General features: G+C 72.0%; 14 protein-coding genes. 11 read left to right on the top strand and 3 right to left on the bottom strand.

The features are described from left to right. The first annotated feature begins 27 nt into the window (after window positions 1-27). The 4 genes from VIG76_RS09240 to VIG76_RS09225 all read left to right on the top strand — a co-directional run bounded on the left by VIG76_RS09240 (window position 28) and on the right by VIG76_RS09225 (window position 4,200). Complete coding sequence (locus VIG76_RS09240) at window positions 28-1,746, top strand: sodium:solute symporter family protein (RefSeq protein ID WP_331953402.1); 1,719 nt, start codon at window positions 28-30, stop codon at window positions 1,744-1,746. 25 nt (window positions 1,747-1,771) lie between these two features. Next, window positions 1,772-2,146, top strand: coding sequence for a hypothetical protein (locus tag VIG76_RS09235; protein WP_331953400.1), 375 nt, complete (start codon window positions 1,772-1,774; stop codon window positions 2,144-2,146). Window positions 2,147-2,175: 29 nt separating this feature from the next. After that, a complete protein-coding gene (locus VIG76_RS09230) occupies window positions 2,176-3,162 on the top strand; it encodes an NAD-dependent epimerase/dehydratase family protein (protein ID WP_331953398.1) in 987 nt (328 codons plus the stop codon). Window positions 3,163-3,312: 150 nt separating this feature from the next. Beyond that, entirely contained in the window at window positions 3,313-4,200 is an 888-nt protein-coding gene (locus tag VIG76_RS09225; protein WP_331953396.1) for an NUDIX hydrolase, read from the top strand. Between the two features lie 4 nt (window positions 4,201-4,204). On the opposite strand, the gene VIG76_RS09220 is transcribed toward VIG76_RS09225, so the two are convergent. Then, window positions 4,205-4,645, bottom strand: coding sequence for a hypothetical protein (locus tag VIG76_RS09220; RefSeq protein ID WP_331953394.1), 441 nt, complete (start codon window positions 4,643-4,645; stop codon window positions 4,205-4,207). 58 nt (window positions 4,646-4,703) lie between these two features. Between VIG76_RS09220 and VIG76_RS09215 the strand changes: the two genes are divergently transcribed. The 4 genes from VIG76_RS09215 (at window position 4,704) to VIG76_RS09200 (ending at window position 7,195) form a co-directional block, all read left to right on the top strand. Further along, entirely contained in the window at window positions 4,704-5,339 is a 636-nt protein-coding gene (locus VIG76_RS09215; RefSeq protein WP_331953391.1) for a CDP-alcohol phosphatidyltransferase family protein, read from the top strand. After that, entirely contained in the window at window positions 5,329-5,808 is a 480-nt protein-coding gene (locus tag VIG76_RS09210) for an FHA domain-containing protein (RefSeq protein WP_414640628.1), read from the top strand. The genes VIG76_RS09215 and VIG76_RS09210 overlap by 11 nt, the downstream gene beginning before the upstream one ends. After that, window positions 5,805-6,506 (top strand): transcriptional regulator FtsR, encoded by a 702-nt coding sequence (ftsR, locus tag VIG76_RS09205; protein ID WP_331953389.1) that lies wholly within the window; start codon window positions 5,805-5,807, stop codon window positions 6,504-6,506. Before VIG76_RS09210 ends, ftsR begins: the two co-directional genes overlap by 4 nt. Window positions 6,507-6,649: 143 nt before the next feature. After that, on the top strand, window positions 6,650-7,195 hold the full coding sequence (locus VIG76_RS09200) for a MerR family transcriptional regulator (protein WP_331953387.1): 546 nt from the start codon (window positions 6,650-6,652) through the stop codon (window positions 7,193-7,195). 330 nt (window positions 7,196-7,525) lie between these two features. Here the strand turns inward: VIG76_RS09200 and VIG76_RS09195 are convergent, their stop codons facing one another. Next, a complete protein-coding gene (locus VIG76_RS09195) occupies window positions 7,526-8,356 on the bottom strand; it encodes a ParA family protein (protein ID WP_331953385.1) in 831 nt (276 codons plus the stop codon). 75 nt (window positions 8,357-8,431) lie between these two features. On the opposite strand from VIG76_RS09195, the gene VIG76_RS09190 reads away from it, so the two are divergent. The 3 genes from VIG76_RS09190 (at window position 8,432) to VIG76_RS09180 (ending at window position 14,112) form a co-directional block, all read left to right on the top strand. Further along, the gene (locus VIG76_RS09190; RefSeq protein ID WP_331953383.1) at window positions 8,432-11,830 is read left to right on the top strand and encodes a pyruvate carboxylase; all 3,399 of its coding nucleotides are present in this window, start codon (window positions 8,432-8,434) and stop codon (window positions 11,828-11,830) included. A gap of 187 nt (window positions 11,831-12,017) precedes the next feature. Next, on the top strand, window positions 12,018-13,607 hold the full coding sequence (locus VIG76_RS09185; protein WP_331953381.1) for a MinD/ParA family ATP-binding protein: 1,590 nt from the start codon (window positions 12,018-12,020) through the stop codon (window positions 13,605-13,607). 4 nt (window positions 13,608-13,611) lie between these two features. Beyond that, window positions 13,612-14,112 (top strand): peptide deformylase, encoded by a 501-nt coding sequence (locus VIG76_RS09180; RefSeq protein ID WP_331953379.1) that lies wholly within the window; start codon window positions 13,612-13,614, stop codon window positions 14,110-14,112. Window positions 14,113-14,229: 117 nt separating this feature from the next. Here VIG76_RS09180 and VIG76_RS09175 read toward each other — a convergent pair whose 3' ends face one another. After that, window positions 14,230-16,053 carry an AMP-dependent synthetase/ligase gene (locus VIG76_RS09175; protein WP_331953377.1) on the bottom strand — a complete coding sequence of 608 codons (1,824 nt, stop codon included), beginning with the start codon at window positions 16,051-16,053 and terminating at the stop codon, window positions 14,230-14,232. Window positions 16,054-16,087 lie beyond the last annotated feature (34 nt).

Here is a 16,087-nt window from a genome sequence, read left to right as displayed (position 1 = left end):
CCGCGACGCGACGGAAGCGAGAGCACCGTGTCAGTGGGCCTTCTGCCGAGAGGCGCCGTCGTCCAGGCGGCGAGCAACGGCATCCGCCTCGACCTCACCTGGGTCGACTACCTGATGATCATCGTGTACTTCGGCGTGGTCATCGGGATCGGCTTCATCGCCAGATCCCGGGTGAAGAGCAGCATGGACTTCTTCCTGTCCGGCCGCTCGCTGCCGGCGTGGATCACGGGCCTCGCGTTCATCTCCGCCAACCTCGGCGCGACCGAGATCCTCGGCATGGCGGCCAACGGGGCGCAGATCGGCATGTCGACCCTGCACTACTACCTGATCGGCGCCGTGCCGGCGATGGTCTTCCTCGGGCTCGTGATGATGCCCTTCTACTACGCGTCGAAGGTGCGCAGCGTTCCGGAGTTCATGCTCCGGCGCTTCGGCAAGGCGCCGCACATCGTCAACGCGCTCGCCTTCGCCGTCTCGAACGTGCTCATCGCCGGGATCAACCTGTTCGCGATGGCGATCGTGATCGAGGCGATGCTCGGCTGGCCGCAATGGCTCGCCATCGTCGTCTCCGCCGCGTTCGTGCTCGCCTACATCACCCTGGGCGGCCTGTCGTCCGCGATCTACAACGAGGTCATGCAGTTCTTCGTGATCGTCGCCGGTCTCGTGCCGCTGACGATCGTCGGCCTCAACCGGGTGCACGGCTGGAACGGCCTCACCGCGGCGTTGGAGCGGAGCGAGAGCGGCAAGCTGCTGCACGCCTGGGCGGGCACCTCGATCGGCGACGTGACGAACCCGATCGGCGCCGACTGGCTCGCCATCGTGCTCGGCCTCGGCTTCGTGCTGTCGTTCGGCTACTGGACCACGAACTTCACCGAGGTCCAGCGTGCGTTCTCCGCGAAGAACATGTCGGCCGCGCGCCGCACCCCGCTGATCGGTGCGCTGCCGAAGCTCTTCATCCCGATCATCACCGTGATCCCCGGCCTGATCGCCGCCGCGGTGCTCGGCAAGGCGCTCTCCGGGGCCGGCGGATCCGGGCTGACCTACAACGACGTCATCCCGAAGCTCATGCAGATGTACCTGCCGAGCGGCGTGCTCGGCGTCGCCGTCACGGGCCTGCTCGCCTCGTTCATGGCGGGTATGGCGGCGAACGTGTCGAGCTTCAACACCGTCTTCACCTACGACATCTGGCAGCGCTACATCAAGCGGGACCGCTCCGACGCGCACTACCTCCGTGTGGGCCGGTGGGTCACCGTCATCGGCGTGCTCATCGGCATCGCGACCGCGTTCCTCGCCGCGGGCGCGCAGAACCTGATGACGTACCTGCAGACGCTGTTCTCGTTCTTCAACGCCCCGCTGTTCGGCGTCTTCATCATCGGCCTGCTGTGGAAGCGGATGACGACCGCCGGCGCACTCTGGTCCTACATCGCGGGCATCCTCGCGCCCACCGCGGTCTTCGTGGCCTACCAGATCAGCGTCGCGAACAAGGCGCCGATCTTCGCCACCGCCACCGCCGAGACGCTCTACGGCGCGATGATCTCCGTCGGCACCGTGGCGATCGTCGCGGTGATCGTCAGTCTCGTGACGAAGGCGAAGCACGAACGCGAGCTGCAGGGCCTCGTGTACGGGGTCGGGAAGATCGACCTGAAGAGCGACGCCGTCGTCGGCGACGCCGCCTGGTACCGCTCGCCCGCCCTGCTCGGCACCGTCGCGCTCGTGCTGTGTGTCGTGCTGTACCTCCCCTTCCTCTGATCCGGTTCCGACAGGAGATCCGCGCATGACCGAGCAGTCCACCGGGAACCGCACCGTCGGCGACGAGGAGAAGCGCCGCCTCATCGCCTCCACGAGGCGCTTCGACCTCCGCCGCATCCTCGGCGCCCTCTTCCTGCTGTACGGGGTGCTGACGACGATCGTCGGCATCGTGCAGCCGGATCAGGACGTCGCGAAGACGGGCGGGATCGCGATCAACCTCTGGACGGGGATCGCGATGCTCGTGGTCGGGGCGCTCTTCCTGATCTGGGACCGGCTGTCGCCGGTGCCGGAGCAGGACATCGTGAAGACGCTCGAGGAGCCCGACGCGAACGAGGCGGCCGCCGAGGCGGAGGAGCATCCGATGGACGCGCCGCGGACGAAGCCCGGATCCCGGGACTGAGTCCAGGCGGGGTGCGCGAGGATCGACACGTGACCTCCCGCATCCTGTTCATCGGTGGCTCCGGCATCATCAGCGCCGCCAGCGTCCGCCTCGCCGTCGAGCTCGGCCACACCGTGACCGTGCTGAACCGAGGGCGGACGAGCATCCGCCCGCTGCCGTCGGGGGTCGAGGTGCTGGTCGCCGACGTCCGCGACCAGCAGTCCGTCGACGAGGCGCTCGGCGACCGCGAGTTCGACGCCGTCGCCCAGTTCCTCGCCTTCACGACCGACCACGTGCAGCCCGACATCCAGCGGTTCGCCGGCCGCACCGGCCAGTACGTCTTCATCTCGAGCGCATCCGCGTACCAGAAGCCGCCCGCCTCGGTGCCGGTGACCGAGTCGACGCCGCTGAAGAACCCGTTCTGGCAGTACTCCCGCGACAAGATCGCCTGCGAGGACCTGCTCGTCGCCGCCTACCGCGACGCCGACTTCCCGGCCGTGATCGTGCGGCCGTCGCACACCTACGACGACACCACGCTCCCGACCCTCGGCGGGTGGACCGACATCGCGCGGATGCGGGCCGGCAAGCCCGTCGTCGTGCACGGCGACGGCACGACGCAGTGGACGCTGACGCACTCCGACGACTTCGCCGTCGGCTTCGTGGGGCTCCTCGACCGCCCCGAGACGATCGGGAACGCCTACACGATCACGGGGGAGTCCGCCCCGACCTGGGACCAGGTCTACACCTGGCTCGGGAAGGCGGCGGGGGCGTCCGCGGACCTCGTGCATGTCGCGTCCGAGACCATCGCCGCCGCGCTGCCCGACCGTGGCGACGGGCTGATCGGCGACAAGGCGCACTCGATGCTCTTCGACACCACGAAGCTCCGCCGGATCGTGCCGGAGTTCACGACGACGATCCCGTACGCCGTCGGTGCCCGGCGGGTGCTCGCCTGGTACGACGCGCATCCGGACGCCCAGCAGGTCGACGCCGAGCTCGACGCCGCCTTCGACCGCCTGGTGACCGCCGCCCGTCCCTGATCGCGTCGTTCCGGAGAAACTGAGCGACACGCCGCCCGTTCGCGCGCCCGCGCGGCGTGTCGCGCGAGAACTCCGGAACGGCGCGATGGTGCTCGGGCGGGGCCGCCGTCCACGTCGCCTCCTCAGCCCGCTGCGCCTACGGTGAGCAGCATGTCGAGCGTGCCGCCGCACCGCCCTCGCGGCAGCGGCGACGGCTGGGTCGAGCTGCCCGACGGTCGGCGCTTCTGGGGGCTCGCCGGCGCCTCCGGGCTGCTCGCGGTCACGCCGGAGGACGCGATCCTGCTGCAGCACCGCGTGCCCTGGAGCCACTTCGGTGGCACCTGGGGGCTGCCGGGCGGCGCCAGGAACGTGGGGGAGTCCGCCGTCGACGGCGCGCTCCGCGAGGCGCGCGAGGAGACCGGGATCGACACGGCGCTGCTGCGGCCCCGCTTCGCGGTCCGGCTCGACATGGACGTCTGGACCTACACCACCATCGCGGCGGACGCCCCGTCCGCGCTGCCGATCGCGGTGTCGGACCCCGAGAGCACCGCGCTCGAATGGGTGCCGCTCGACGCCGTCGACGAGCTGCCGCTGCACCCCGGGTTCGCAGACGCGTGGCCGCACCTGAAGGCGCTCCTCGCGATCCGCCGCGCCCTCGTCGTCGACGTCGCGAACGTCGTGGGCTCCCGGCCGGACGGCTGGTGGAAGGACCGGGCGGGTGCCGCCGCGCGCCTGCTGGAGGCCGTCGCGCGCCGTGCCGAGCGCGGCTTCCCGGTCGAGGGCGAGGGCGCCCTGCCGGTCGTCGCGCACTGGCCCGAGGTCGTCGCCGTGCTCGAGGGCGAGGCGCGCCCCGCTGCCGCCGCCGCACCGCAGGCGGTGACCGCCGTCGCCGCATCCGGCTCCGGCGACGACGAGATCGTCGCGCAGACCGCAGCGCTCACCGCACGGGGCAGGCAGGTCCGCGTCGTGACCGCCGATCGGGCGCTGGCCGAGCGCGTGCGCGCCGTCGGCGCGGTGGAGGTGCTCGGGCCCTCACGGCTGCTGGAGCAGCTCGACTAGCCGCTCAGACCGCGGCGTGCTCCCGCCGCCAGCCGGCGAGCCGCCGCACCTGGTCGTCCGGGTCGTCGAGCAGTGCGGGCACCGCTGCTGCGGGCAGCCCGGGGTTCAGCACGGCCCAGCAGCGCACGCGCGCGTCGCAGTCCTGCGCGAGCGCCTCGACGAGGGCGACGGGGGCGGCCTCGTTGCGGGCGACCTCGCCGCGCACGGCCGCATCCGGATCCGCGGCGAGCTCGGCGAGCAGATCCGCCGGCGCGTGCCGGTTCGACGCGACGCTCTGCCGGATGCCGCCGCTCTCGTGCCGGGCGAGCAGCCGGAGGCGCGCGATCTTGCTCTCCGTCACCGGCGGCGCGAGGTGCAGCACCGCCACGTCCTCCGCGGCGAGCGCCGGGCCCGCGTCGCGCATCTGCGTCCGCTGCGCTGGGGTGTTGAACCGGATGCAGGACATGGCGGCCACGGTACCGGCCGTCTCCGACGTCCGGATCGGTTCCGTAGACTCGACCGCCATGCCGAGCGACGAGCCGGTGAGCGACGAGCTGCTCACCATCCCGAACCTGCTCTCGCTGCTGCGCCTCGCGCTGATCCCGGTGTTCCTCGGCTTCCTGATCACGGGCCAGGACGTGCTCGCGCTCGTGACGCTGGTGGCCGGTGCGGTCACCGACTTCCTCGACGGCTTCCTCGCCCGCCGGCTGCATCAGGTGACGAAGCTCGGCACCCTGCTCGACCCCATCGCCGACCGGCTCACGATCCTGTCCGCGACGATCGGGCTCACCTACCGGCACTTCCTGCCGCTCTGGCTGCTGCTCGTCGTGCTCGGCCGCGACGTCTGCATGCTCGTGCTCGGCCTCGTGCTCGCCCGCAACAGGATCGGGCCGCCCGCGGTCACCTGGCGGGGCAAGATCGCCACCTTCCTGCTGCTCGCCTCCCTCCCGCTGCTCGTCGTGGCCGGCGCGTTCCCCGCGACCGCGTGGCTCCTCGAGCCGATCGGACTCGTCGTCGCCGTGGTCGGCGCGGTGCTCTACTGGGTCGCCGGCATCGGCTACGCGGTGGCCAGCCGCAGGACCTTCGTCCAACGGCGGAACGACACGCCGGAGGCGTCCGCTAACCTGATCCGCCAGAGGAGGTCGCCCGATGGTCGATGAGCGCGACGGCCGCCCCAAGGGGCGCCGCGAGGACCCGTACTCGGGGCCGGAGACGACCGCGTCGTTCGGCTACGAGTTCGGCTCGCAGCTGGCCCAGATGGCAGGCCGCTCCACGGAGGAGCAGGCCGCCGTCGGCGCGCTCCCGTCCGGGTCCGCCCTGCTGGTCGTGCGCCGCGGGCCGAACGTGGGGGCCCGGTTCCTGCTCGACTCGGACGTGACCGTCGCCGGTCGCCACCCGTCGGCGGACATCTTCCTCGACGACGTCACGGTCTCCCGCCGGCACGCGCAGTTCCTGCGTCACGGCACCGCGTTCGAGGTCAAGGACCTCGGCAGCCTGAACGGCACGTTCTTCGACGGCGTCCGGATCGAGACGGCCCTGCTGTCCGACGGCGCCGAGGTGCAGATCGGCAAGTTCCGCCTCACGTTCTACGCATCCCGGCTCGACCTCGCCCGGCTCGCGTCGCGGTGAGCGCCGCCCTGCCGCAGCGCCGTGAACCGGCGACGCTGCCGAACACCCTCTCGATCGGGCAGGTGCTCGGCAGGCTGGCGGACGACTTCCCCGAGCTCAGCCCGTCGAAGCTGCGGTTCCTCGAGGACCGCGGGCTCATCCACCCGGCGCGCACCGCATCCGGGTACCGCAGCTTCTCGCCGGCGGACATCGAGCGGATCAAGCTCGTGCTGCTCATGCAGCGCGACCACTACCTGCCGCTGAAGGTCATCCGCAAGTACCTCGCGGACCTCGACGCGGGCCGCGACCCGGCCTGGCCCGGCACCTCGGCGGCCTCGCCGTCGATCCTGGGCACCGAGCGGCGCTACACCCGTGAGGAGCTGCTGGCCGAGACCGAGGCGAGCGCGGACCTGCTGAACGACGCGGTCGCCGCAGGGCTGCTTCCGGCGACGGACAGCTACGACGACACCGGCCTCAGCACCCTGAAGGCCCTCGTCGACCTGCGCAGCGCCGGCATCGAGCCGCGGCACCTCCGCGCCATGCGGATCGCCGTCGAGCGGGAGCTCGAGCTGATCGCGAACGCGCTGCTGCCGATGCGCCGCAGGCCCGACGCGGCGAGCCGCGCGAAGGCCGACGAGCGGGCCGTCGAGCTCGCGAATCGCCTGGACACGGTGCGTTCCGCCCTGGTGAAGTCCGCCCTCGCGAAGCACGCCTCGTAGCCGGATCCGCATGCTGCCGCCCGACACGCCGCCACCCGGAATCCGGATGTCGTTGCCGGGGGCGCATCCCATGGGTAGCGTGAACCCCCGAACGCGGTCCCGTCGTTGACGGGAGCGTGTGGGGGGTGGAAGGCAGTTCCTTCATGACTGAGGTGAATCGGAGCGAAGACCGGTACGACCTCGGCCTGCTGTTCACAGACGGCATGCCGGAGTTGGACGACTCCGCAGGGTACCGAGGCGTCATCGCCGCGCGTGCCGCGGGGATCACGTACCGGCAGCTCGACTATTGGGCGAGGACCGGACTGGTCGAGCCGACGATCCGTGGGGCGGCGGGGAGTGGTTCGCAGCGGTTGTACGGGTTCCGCGACATCCTGGTGCTGAAGCTGGTCAAACGGCTTCTGGACACCGGGATCTCGCTGCAGCAGATCCGGACAGCGGTGGATCAGCTGCGGGACTCGGGCATCACGGATCTCGCGCAGACGACGCTCATGAGCGACGGCGCGAGCGTGTACCTGTGCACCTCGTCGGAGGAGGTCATCGACCTCGTCAGCCGCGGCCAGGGCGTCTTCGGCATCGCGGTGGGCAAGGTGCTCCGCGAGGTCGAGTCGAACCTCGTCGAGCTCGACGCGCAGCAGGCCGATCCCATGGACGAGCTCGCGCAGCGCAGAGCGGCCCGCGCCGTCAGCTGACGCCGGTCGTCGGCGGATCCGCACGGCGTCCTCTTCACGCCACGCGGATCGAACACACGTGCTTCTGCTGTCCGTGCGGACAGCTGTCGGCGTTTCAGCGGCAGCAGTCGTCCGTGCGGACAGCACTCGTGCTCGTGGCGCGCGCCTGAAGCATCGCGAGCGCCCTGCGGACTGCTGAGCAGGCTGCGGCGCGCTCCGCCGGTCGCTGCGGTGTTCGCCGGCTTCAGCGCCGGCGCGACCTGGTGTCTGCTGTCCGTGCGGACAACTGTCGGCGTTTCGGCGGCAGCAGTTGTCCGTGCGGACAGCACTCGTGCGGCCGGCGTGCGGCGGCTACGCGCCGCGGGCCACCTGCTGGGGCACGGCGCCGGTGCCGTACTCGCCGACGCGGCCCGTGCGCAGCACGCGCTCGAGCAGCTGGTCGAACATGCCGGCGAGCTCCTGCGCGCTCTCGCCCGGCCAGACGTGCAGCGGCTTCGCCGCGCCCTGCGCCTGCTGCAGCGACGTGCGCTCGGGCAGCTGCGGCGACAGCACGAGCGGGCCGAACATGTCGCGCAGCTCCTTGATCCGGAACTGGTGCTCGAGGCTCTGCATCCGCGCCCGGTTCACGATGATGCCGAGGGGCTGCAGCCGCGGCGACAGGCCCCGGCGGATCTCCTCGATCGCCCGGAGCGCGCGGTCGGCGGCGGCCACCGAGAACAGGCCCGGCTCCGTGACGACCGACACCCGGTCGCTCGCGGCCCACGCCGTGCGGGTGAGCGCGTTCAGGCTCGGTGCGCAGTCGACGAGCACGAGGTCGTACTCGGCCTCGACGTGCGCGAGCGCCTCCTCGAGCTTCCAGATGTCGCGCACCGACGGATGCGGTCCGTCGAAGTTGATCGCGGACGGCGAACCGACCATCACGTCGACCACACCGCCGCGCCCGCGGGTCCAGCCGCTCGGGCTGATCGCGGCGCGCACCGTCTTCTCCTTCGGGCTCGCCAGCACGTCCGCGACGTTCACCGGCGACACCGGCACGTCCATCCCGGTCGACACGTCCGACTGCGGATCGAGGTCGACGACGAGAGTGGGGACGCCCTTCGCGAAGGCGGCCGAAGCGAGCCCGAGGGTCACGGTGGTCTTCCCGACCCCGCCCTTGAGCGAGCTGACGCTCAGCACATGCACGGCCACTAGGTTAGCCGTGGACCCGGGGAGCCCCGGGGACGACACCCCCCGCCGTCGACAGCGAGGAGTCCGCTCGTGTTCCAGAAGATCCTCGTGGCCAACCGTGGCGAGATCGCCATCCGCGCGTTCCGGGCGGCGTACGAGCTCGGTGCCCGCACCGTCGCCGTCTTCCCGTACGAGGACCGCGACTCGCTGCACCGCCAGAAGGCGGACGAGGCCTACCAGATCGGCGAACCCGGGCATCCGGTCCGTGCCTACCTCGACGTCGCGGAGATCATCCGCGTCGCGAAGGAGGCGGGCGCCGACGCGATCTACCCGGGCTACGGCTTCCTCTCCGAGAACCCCGACCTCGCCGAGGCCTGCGAGGCGAACGGCATCACCTTCATCGGCCCGCCCGCGCGGGTGCTCCGGTCCGCCGGCAACAAGGTGACCGCGAAGGAGCAGGCGATCGCCGCGGGCGTGCCCGTGCTGAAGTCGTCCCGGCCGAGCCGCGACGTCGCCGAGCTGCTCGCCGCGGCGGACGAGATCGGCTTCCCGATCTTCGCGAAGGCCGTCGCCGGCGGCGGCGGCCGGGGGATGCGGCGCGTCGAGCGACGCGAGGACCTCGAGGCGGCGCTTTCCGCGGCGATGCGCGAGGCCGACAGCGCCTTCGGCGACCCGACGATGTTCCTCGAGCAGGCGGTGCTCCGGCCGCGGCACATCGAGGTGCAGATCCTCGCGGATGCGGCGGGGACGACCCTGCACCTGTTCGAGCGGGACTGCTCGGTGCAGCGGCGCCACCAGAAGGTCGTCGAGATCGCCCCGGCGCCGAACCTCCCCGAGGAGACCCGCCAGGCGCTCTACCGCGACGCCGTCGCGTTCGCGGAGTCGATCGGCTACGTGAACGCGGGCACGGTCGAGTTCCTGCTCGACACCGCGGGGGACCGCGCCGGCGAGCACGTCTTCATCGAGATGAACCCGCGGATCCAGGTGGAGCACACCGTCACCGAGGAGATCACCGACGTCGACCTCGTGCAGTCGCAGATGCGCATCGCGGCGGGGGAGACGATGTCGGACCTCGGCCTCCGCCAGCAGGACCTCGTCATCCGCGGCGCCGCCCTGCAGTGCCGCATCACCACCGAGGACCCGAACCAGGGCTTCCGGCCCGACACCGGCCGCATCACCACCTACCGCTCGCCGGGCGGCGCGGGCGTGCGCCTCGACGGCGGCACGATCAACCCGGGCGCGAACATCAGCCCGCACTTCGACTCGATGCTCGCGAAGCTCACCTGCCGCGGCCGCGACTTCGCCACCGCCGTCGCGCGCGAGCGGCGCGCGCTGGCCGAGTTCCGGATCCGCGGGGTCGCCACGAACATCCCGTTCCTGCAGGCGGTGCTCGACGACCCGGCGTTCGTCGCCGGCGACCTCTCGACCTCGTTCATCGAGGAGCGGCCGCAGCTCTTCCGCCAGAACCCCTCGCGGGACCGGGGCACGAAGATCCTGAACTGGCTCGCGGACGTCACGGTGAACCAGCCGAACGGCCCGAAGCCCGCGGGGCCGAAGCCCGTCGACAAGCTGCCGCCGGTCGACCTCGCCGCCGCGCCGGCCGCCGGCTCCCGGCAGCGCCTGCTCGAGCTCGGCCCGGCCGGCTGGGCCAAGGCGCTCCGCGAGCAGACCGCGCTCGCGGTCACCGAGACGACCTTCCGCGATGCGCATCAGTCGCTGCTCGCGACGCGGGTGCGCACGAAGGACCTCGCCGCCGTGCTGCCGCACGTCGCGCGGCTCACCCCGCAGCTGCTCACCGTCGAGGCCTGGGGCGGCGCGACCTACGACGTCGCGCTCCGGTTCCTCGGTGAGGACCCGTGGGAGCGCCTCGCGACCTTCCGCGAGGCGCTGCCGAACGTCGCGATCCAGATGCTGCTCCGCGGTCGCAACACGGTCGGCTACACCCCGTACCCGACCGAGGTGACCGACGCGTTCGTCGCCGAGGCCGCCGCCACCGGCGTCGACGTGTTCCGCATCTTCGACGCGCTGAACGACGTCGAGCAGATGCGCCCGGCGATCGACGCCGTGCTGGCCACGGGCACCGCCGTCGCCGAGGCCGGCGTCTGCTACACCGCCGACCTGCTGGACCCGGCCGAGGACCTCTACACCCTCGACTACTACGTGCGGCTGGCCGAGCGGATGGTCGCTGCGGGCGCCCACGTGCTCGCGATCAAGGACATGGCCGGCCTGCTGCGCCCGGCCGCGGCGGCGAAGCTCGTCGAGGCGTTCCGCCGCGAGTTCGAGCTGCCCGTGCACGTGCACACCCACGACACCGCCGGCGGCCAGCTCGCGACGCTGCTCGCCGCGAGCGACGCGGGCGCCGATGCGGTGGACGTCGCCGCAGCTCCGATGGCCGGCACCACGAGCCAGCCGTCGTTCTCGGCGCTGGTCGCCGCGCTCGCCCACACCGAGCGCGACACCGGGATCCCGCTGTCCGCCGTGTCGGACCTCGAGCCCTACTGGGAGGCGGTCCGCCGGCTCTACCGGCCGTTCGAGTCCGGGCTGCCCGGCCCCACCGGCCGCGTGTACCACCACGAGATCCCCGGTGGCCAGCTGTCGAACCTCCGTCAGCAGGCCATCGCGCTCGGCCTCGCCGACCGCTTCGAGCTCATCGAGGACCTCTACGCCGCCTCGAACCGCATCCTCGGCCGCATCCCCAAGGTCACGCCGTCGTCGAAGGTCGTCGGCGACCTCGCCCTGCAGCTCGCGGCGACCGAGGCCGACCCGCACGACTTCGAGCAGCACCCCGAGCGCTACGACATCCCCGACTCCGTCGTCGGGTTCATGGCCGGCGAGCTCGGCGACCTGCCGGGCGGATGGCCGGAGCCGTTCCGCACCAAGGTGCTCGCGGGCCGCACCGTGAAGACGGGCATCACGCCGATCGGCGACGCGGACCGCGCCGCCCTGGCCGGCGACGCCCCGACCCGGCGGGCCGCCCTGAACCGCCTGCTCTTCCCCGGCCCGACGAAGCAGTTCGGCGAGCTGAACGAGCTCTTCGGCGACCTGTCCATCCTCGACACGGCCGACTACCTCTACGGGCTGCAGCCCGGCAGCGAGCACAGCGTGCAGATCGCCCGTGGCGTGCAGCTCTTCGTCGCGCTCGAGGCGATCGGCGAGGCCGACGACAAGGGCATGCGCACCGTCATGACGACGCTGAACGGCCAGCTGCGGCCCGTGTTCGTGCGCGATCGCAGCATCACGGTGAGCACCAGGTCCGCCGAGAAGGCGGATCCGAACCGGGCCGGCGAGATCGGCGCGCCGTTCGCGGGGGTCGTCACCGTGAAGGTCGAGCAGGGTGCCGCGGTGCAGCCGGGGCAGACGATCGCGACCATCGAGGCCATGAAGATGGAGGCCTCGATCACCACGCCCGTGGGCGGCAAGGTGGCCCGGCTGGTCGTCTCCGGTACGGCGCAGGTCGAGGCGCAGGACCTGCTGGTCGTCGTCGAGTAACGGGGCGGATGCGGCGCGTCGCAGGCCGCAGGCGCACAATGGGGGCGGCGCGACACCCCGCGCGCCTCATCCGGACCCACCGGATCCGATTCCGATCGGCCCTGCTGGCACGCCGTGCGCCTGCCGGGGTCTTCAGAAGTCTCAAGTTAGAGTCGAACCCAATGACCCCGTCGAGGGAGCGAAACCCGTGGTGAACAAGCGCAACAAGCCGGACTCCTCCGGCGGCCTGCTCGACGGCACCCGCATGGACGACGCGCCGGAGTTCACGGACGAGCCGCTGCAGGTGGCGCTCGTCACGCGGGCGGCCGGCGACGAGCTCGGACGTCGCTCCGCCCTCGGCCGCGTGAACCATTCCGGGAACCTCGGGCCGCTGCTCGGGCATCCGTCGATCGAGATCGACCTGCCTCCGCTGCCGAAGCGAGCGGTGCCGGAGGACGAGGCCGCCGTCCGCATCGACGACAGCACCGTCGACCCAGGATCGTTCGCCGCCGCCGGCACCTCGAGCGTCGAGATCATCCCCGAGTCCCTCGCCGACACGGACACCGGACCGGCGCCGTGGGCGCCGAGCGGTGGCCGGTCGAGCACCACGACCGGATCCGTGTCCCGCAGCACCGGCGCCATCAGCCGCACCACCGGTCCCGTGCCGCGCACGACCGGCGGCGCCCCCGTCTCCCGCCGCACCGGCAGCGCGTACGACGCCCTGCTCGGCGGCCCCTCGCCCGTCGGCCCGCTCGGCGGTCACCGTCCGGGTGCGACCGGCGAGGTCCCACGCCTCGACGGCGCCGGCACCGCGAGCCGCCGCGAGCGCCGCGCAGGCGCTCCGTCCGGCGAGCCCGAGTCGGCGGCCATGCTCACGCCCGACCGCCTCATCGAGGGCGGTGGCCGTGTCCGCCAGGCGCCGACGGGGAGGTGGAACCGCTTCGTCTACGCGGCGACGCTCCGGAAGCTCAACCTCGGCGACTCGCCGCAGGAGCGCCTCCGCAAGGAGCAGGCCGCGCGCATCGCCAAGGCGTTCGAGGGCGGCACGCGGTTCGTCCCCGTGCTCACCCGCAAGGGCGGCGTCGGCAAGACCACGGTCACCACGCTGCTCGGGATGACCCTCGCCACCATCCGCGAGGACCGCATCATCGCGATCGACGCGAACCCGGACCGCGGCACGCTCTCGGAGCGCGTCACGAAGCAGACCCGCGCCACCGTGCGCGACGTGGTCACCCGCGCGAACACGATCGGCGGCTTCACCGACTTCTCCAGCCTCGTCTCCCGTGACGAGACGCGCCTCGACATCCTCGCATCGGACACGGATCCGCTGCTCTCCGAGGCCTTCGACGAGAACGACTACAACGTCGTCGCCGACCTCGCGGCCCGGTTCTACTCGATCGCCCTCACCGACTGCGGCACCGGCATCGTGCACTCGGTGATGCGAGCGACGCTGCAGCGCGCCGACTCCGTCGTGATCGTCTCCGGTGGCAGCGTCGACGAGGCGCGGCTCGCCTCCGAGACCCTCACCTGGCTCGAGGCGAACGGCTACGGCGACCTGGTGCACAACGCGATCGTCGCGATCAACACGGCGACGCACGGCACCTCGCTCGTGAAGCTCGACGAGATCGAGTCGCACTTCGCCTCGCGCGTGCGCGACATCGTGCGGATCCCGTACGACCCGATGCTCGCCGCCGGATCGGTGGTGTCCTACAAGGACCTGAAGCAGGTCACGAAGGACGCCGCCCGCACCCTCGCGGCCCTCGTCGTCGACGGTCTGCCCGCGCGCCGCGACGCGTAAGGGCGTGGCAGTCCGCGACATCCGGCTCTTCGGCGACCCCGTGCTCCGCACCGTCGCCGAGCCGGTCGGACCGGTGGATGCCGGCGTCGAGGCGCTGGTCGGCGACCTGCTCGACACCGTGGCCGTGCCCGGCCGCGCCGGGGTCGCCGCGAACCAGATCGGCGTCGCGGTCCGGGCGTTCAGCTACAACGTCGATGACACGATCGGCTACCTGCTCGACCCCGAGCTCGTCGAGGTGCGCGGCGAGCCCGTGACCTTCGACGAGGGCTGCCTGTCGGTGCCCGGTCTCAGCTTCCCGACCGCGCGGTACCCGTGGGCCCGGTCCGTCGGTCGGCTGCTCGACGGCTCGACCGTGGAGGTGGTCGGCGAGGGCGTGCTCGCCGAAGCGCTCCAGCACGAGCAGGACCACCTCGACGGCACGGTCTACCTGCAGCGGCTCGAGCCGGACGTGCGCCGCGAGGCGATGGCCGCGGTGCGCCGCTCCTCCTGGTTCCTCGCGCGCTGACGCGCCTGCCGGACCCACCTTCACGCGGTGGGTTGCCACTTCTGGCCCTTGAAGCGCCCGTTCGAGGGCGAGAAGTGGCAAACCAGGCAGGGACGGGGCTCCCGGGACTGCCGGCGGTCAGTGGGCGGAGGCGCCCTGGCGCTTCGCCTTCGCGTCGGCGTAGAGCCGCTCGATCCGCTCGGCGCACTGCTCGAGCACGACGTGCCGCTTCACGCTGAGCTTCGGCGTGAGCTGGCCTGCCGCCTCGGTGAAGTCGTCGGGCAGGATCTCGAAGGCGCGGATGCCCTCGGCCCGCGACACCCGCGTGTTCGCGTGGTCGATGGCCGACTGGATCTCGTCCCGCACGAGGGGCAGCTCCGCGGCCTTCGCGGGGGAGAGGGTCCTGTCCTGGCCGTGGTTCTCGAGCCACGCCGGCAGCATGTCGGCGTCGAGGGTCACGAGCGCCGCGATGAACGGCCGCCCGTCGCCGACGACGACCACCTGGCTGACGATCGGGTTCGCGCGGATGGGGTCCTCGAGCTCCGCAGGGGCGACGTTCTTGCCGCCGGCGGTGACGATGATCTCCTTCTTCCGCCCGGTGATCGTCAGGTAGCCGTCCTCGTCGAAGGTGCCGATGTCGCCGGTGCGGAACCAGCCGTCGTCGAACGCGTCGGCGGTGGCCTGCTCGTTGTGCCAGTACTCGCGGAACACGTCGATGCCCCGGATCTCGATCTCGCCGTCGTCCGCGATCCGCACGGAGATGCCCGGGAGCACGGGCCCGACGGTCCCGATCTTGAACTTCGAGGGCCGGTTCACCGTCGCCGGCGCGGTCGTCTCGGTGAGGCCGTAGCCCTCGAGGATCGTGACGCCCATCGCCCGGTAGAAGTGGCCGAGCCGCTTGCCGAGCGGCGCGGATCCGGAGACCGCCCACTCGACGCGACCGCCGAGGGCCTTGCGGAGGGTGCGGAACACCAGCGCGTTCGCGACGGCGAACCGGGCCGAGAGGGCGACCGGCACATGGCCGGCGTCCCGCGCCTCGGAGTACGCGATGCCGGTGTCCGCGGCCCAGCGGAAGATCTTCCCCTTGCCGCCCGCCTCCGCCTTCTGCTCGGCGGAGTTGTAGACCTTCTCGAACACCCGCGGCACGGCGAGCAGGAAGGTCGGGCGGAACGAACCGAGTGCGGGCAGCAGCTTCGAGGTGTCGGCCTGGTGGCCGACCTTCACGCCGCCGTGCACGGCGAGCACGGCGATGAACCGGGCGAACACGTGCGCGAGCGTGATGAAGAGGAGCGTCGACGCGTTGCCGTTGACGACTTCGGGGATGGCGAGGGTGGTGTTGCGGGCGAGCTCGACGAAGTTGCCGTGGGTGAGCACGCACCCCTTCGGCCGCCCGGTCGTGCCCGCGGTGTAGATGATCGTCGCGATGTCGCTCTCGGTGGCGAGCTGCCGGCGGCGCTCGATCTCCTCGTCCGAGACGTCGCGGCCGCCCTCCGCGAGCTTGTCGAGGTCACCGAGCCCGAGCTGCCACACCTCGCGCACGTCGTCGAGGTCGGCGCGCACCTCGTCCACCCGGGTGAAGTGCTCGGCGGTCTCCACGATCACGGCGCAGCAGCCGGAGTCGCCGAGGATCCAGCGCACCTGCTCCGGCGCGCTCGTCTCGTAGATCGGCACGACGAACGCGCCGGCGTACCAGGCGGCGAAGTCGACGAGCGTCCACTCGTAGCGGGTCGAGGCGAGCAGCCCGATCCGCTCCCCGGGGCCGATGCCGGCCGCGACGAAGCCCTTCGCGAGCGCCACCACCTCGGCGAGGAAGGCCGCGCCGGACACGTCGCGCCAGCCGTCGCCGTCGGGTCGGGCGAACAGCGGGGCCTCCGGCGCCCGCTGCACCCGCTGGGCGAGCAGGTCGGCCACGTTCAAGGCCGGCTCCGCGGGGATGAGCGCCCGCGCTTCGAACTCCTGCACTCGTCGAGCTCCTTCGGTCCGGGCAGGGTCCGAT

It is taken from the genome of Amnibacterium sp. (genome assembly GCF_036559085.1).
Taxonomy (GTDB): domain Bacteria; phylum Actinomycetota; class Actinomycetes; order Actinomycetales; family Microbacteriaceae; genus Amnibacterium.
This window is presented reverse-complemented; position numbering and strand designations above follow the sequence as displayed.

Coding starts and splice junctions, on each gene's coding strand:
- VIG76_RS09210 (WP_414640628.1), top strand. CDS start 5,329: ATGGTCGATGAGCGCGACGGCCGCCCCAAGGGGCGCCGCGAGGACCCG.
- VIG76_RS09200 (WP_331953387.1), top strand. CDS start 6,650: ATGACTGAGGTGAATCGGAGCGAAGACCGGTACGACCTCGGCCTGCTG.
- VIG76_RS09220 (WP_331953394.1), bottom strand. CDS start 4,645: ATGTCCTGCATCCGGTTCAACACCCCAGCGCAGCGGACGCAGATGCGC.
- VIG76_RS09215 (WP_331953391.1), top strand. CDS start 4,704: ATGCCGAGCGACGAGCCGGTGAGCGACGAGCTGCTCACCATCCCGAAC.
- VIG76_RS09225 (WP_331953396.1), top strand. CDS start 3,313: ATGTCGAGCGTGCCGCCGCACCGCCCTCGCGGCAGCGGCGACGGCTGG.
- VIG76_RS09235 (WP_331953400.1), top strand. CDS start 1,772: ATGACCGAGCAGTCCACCGGGAACCGCACCGTCGGCGACGAGGAGAAG.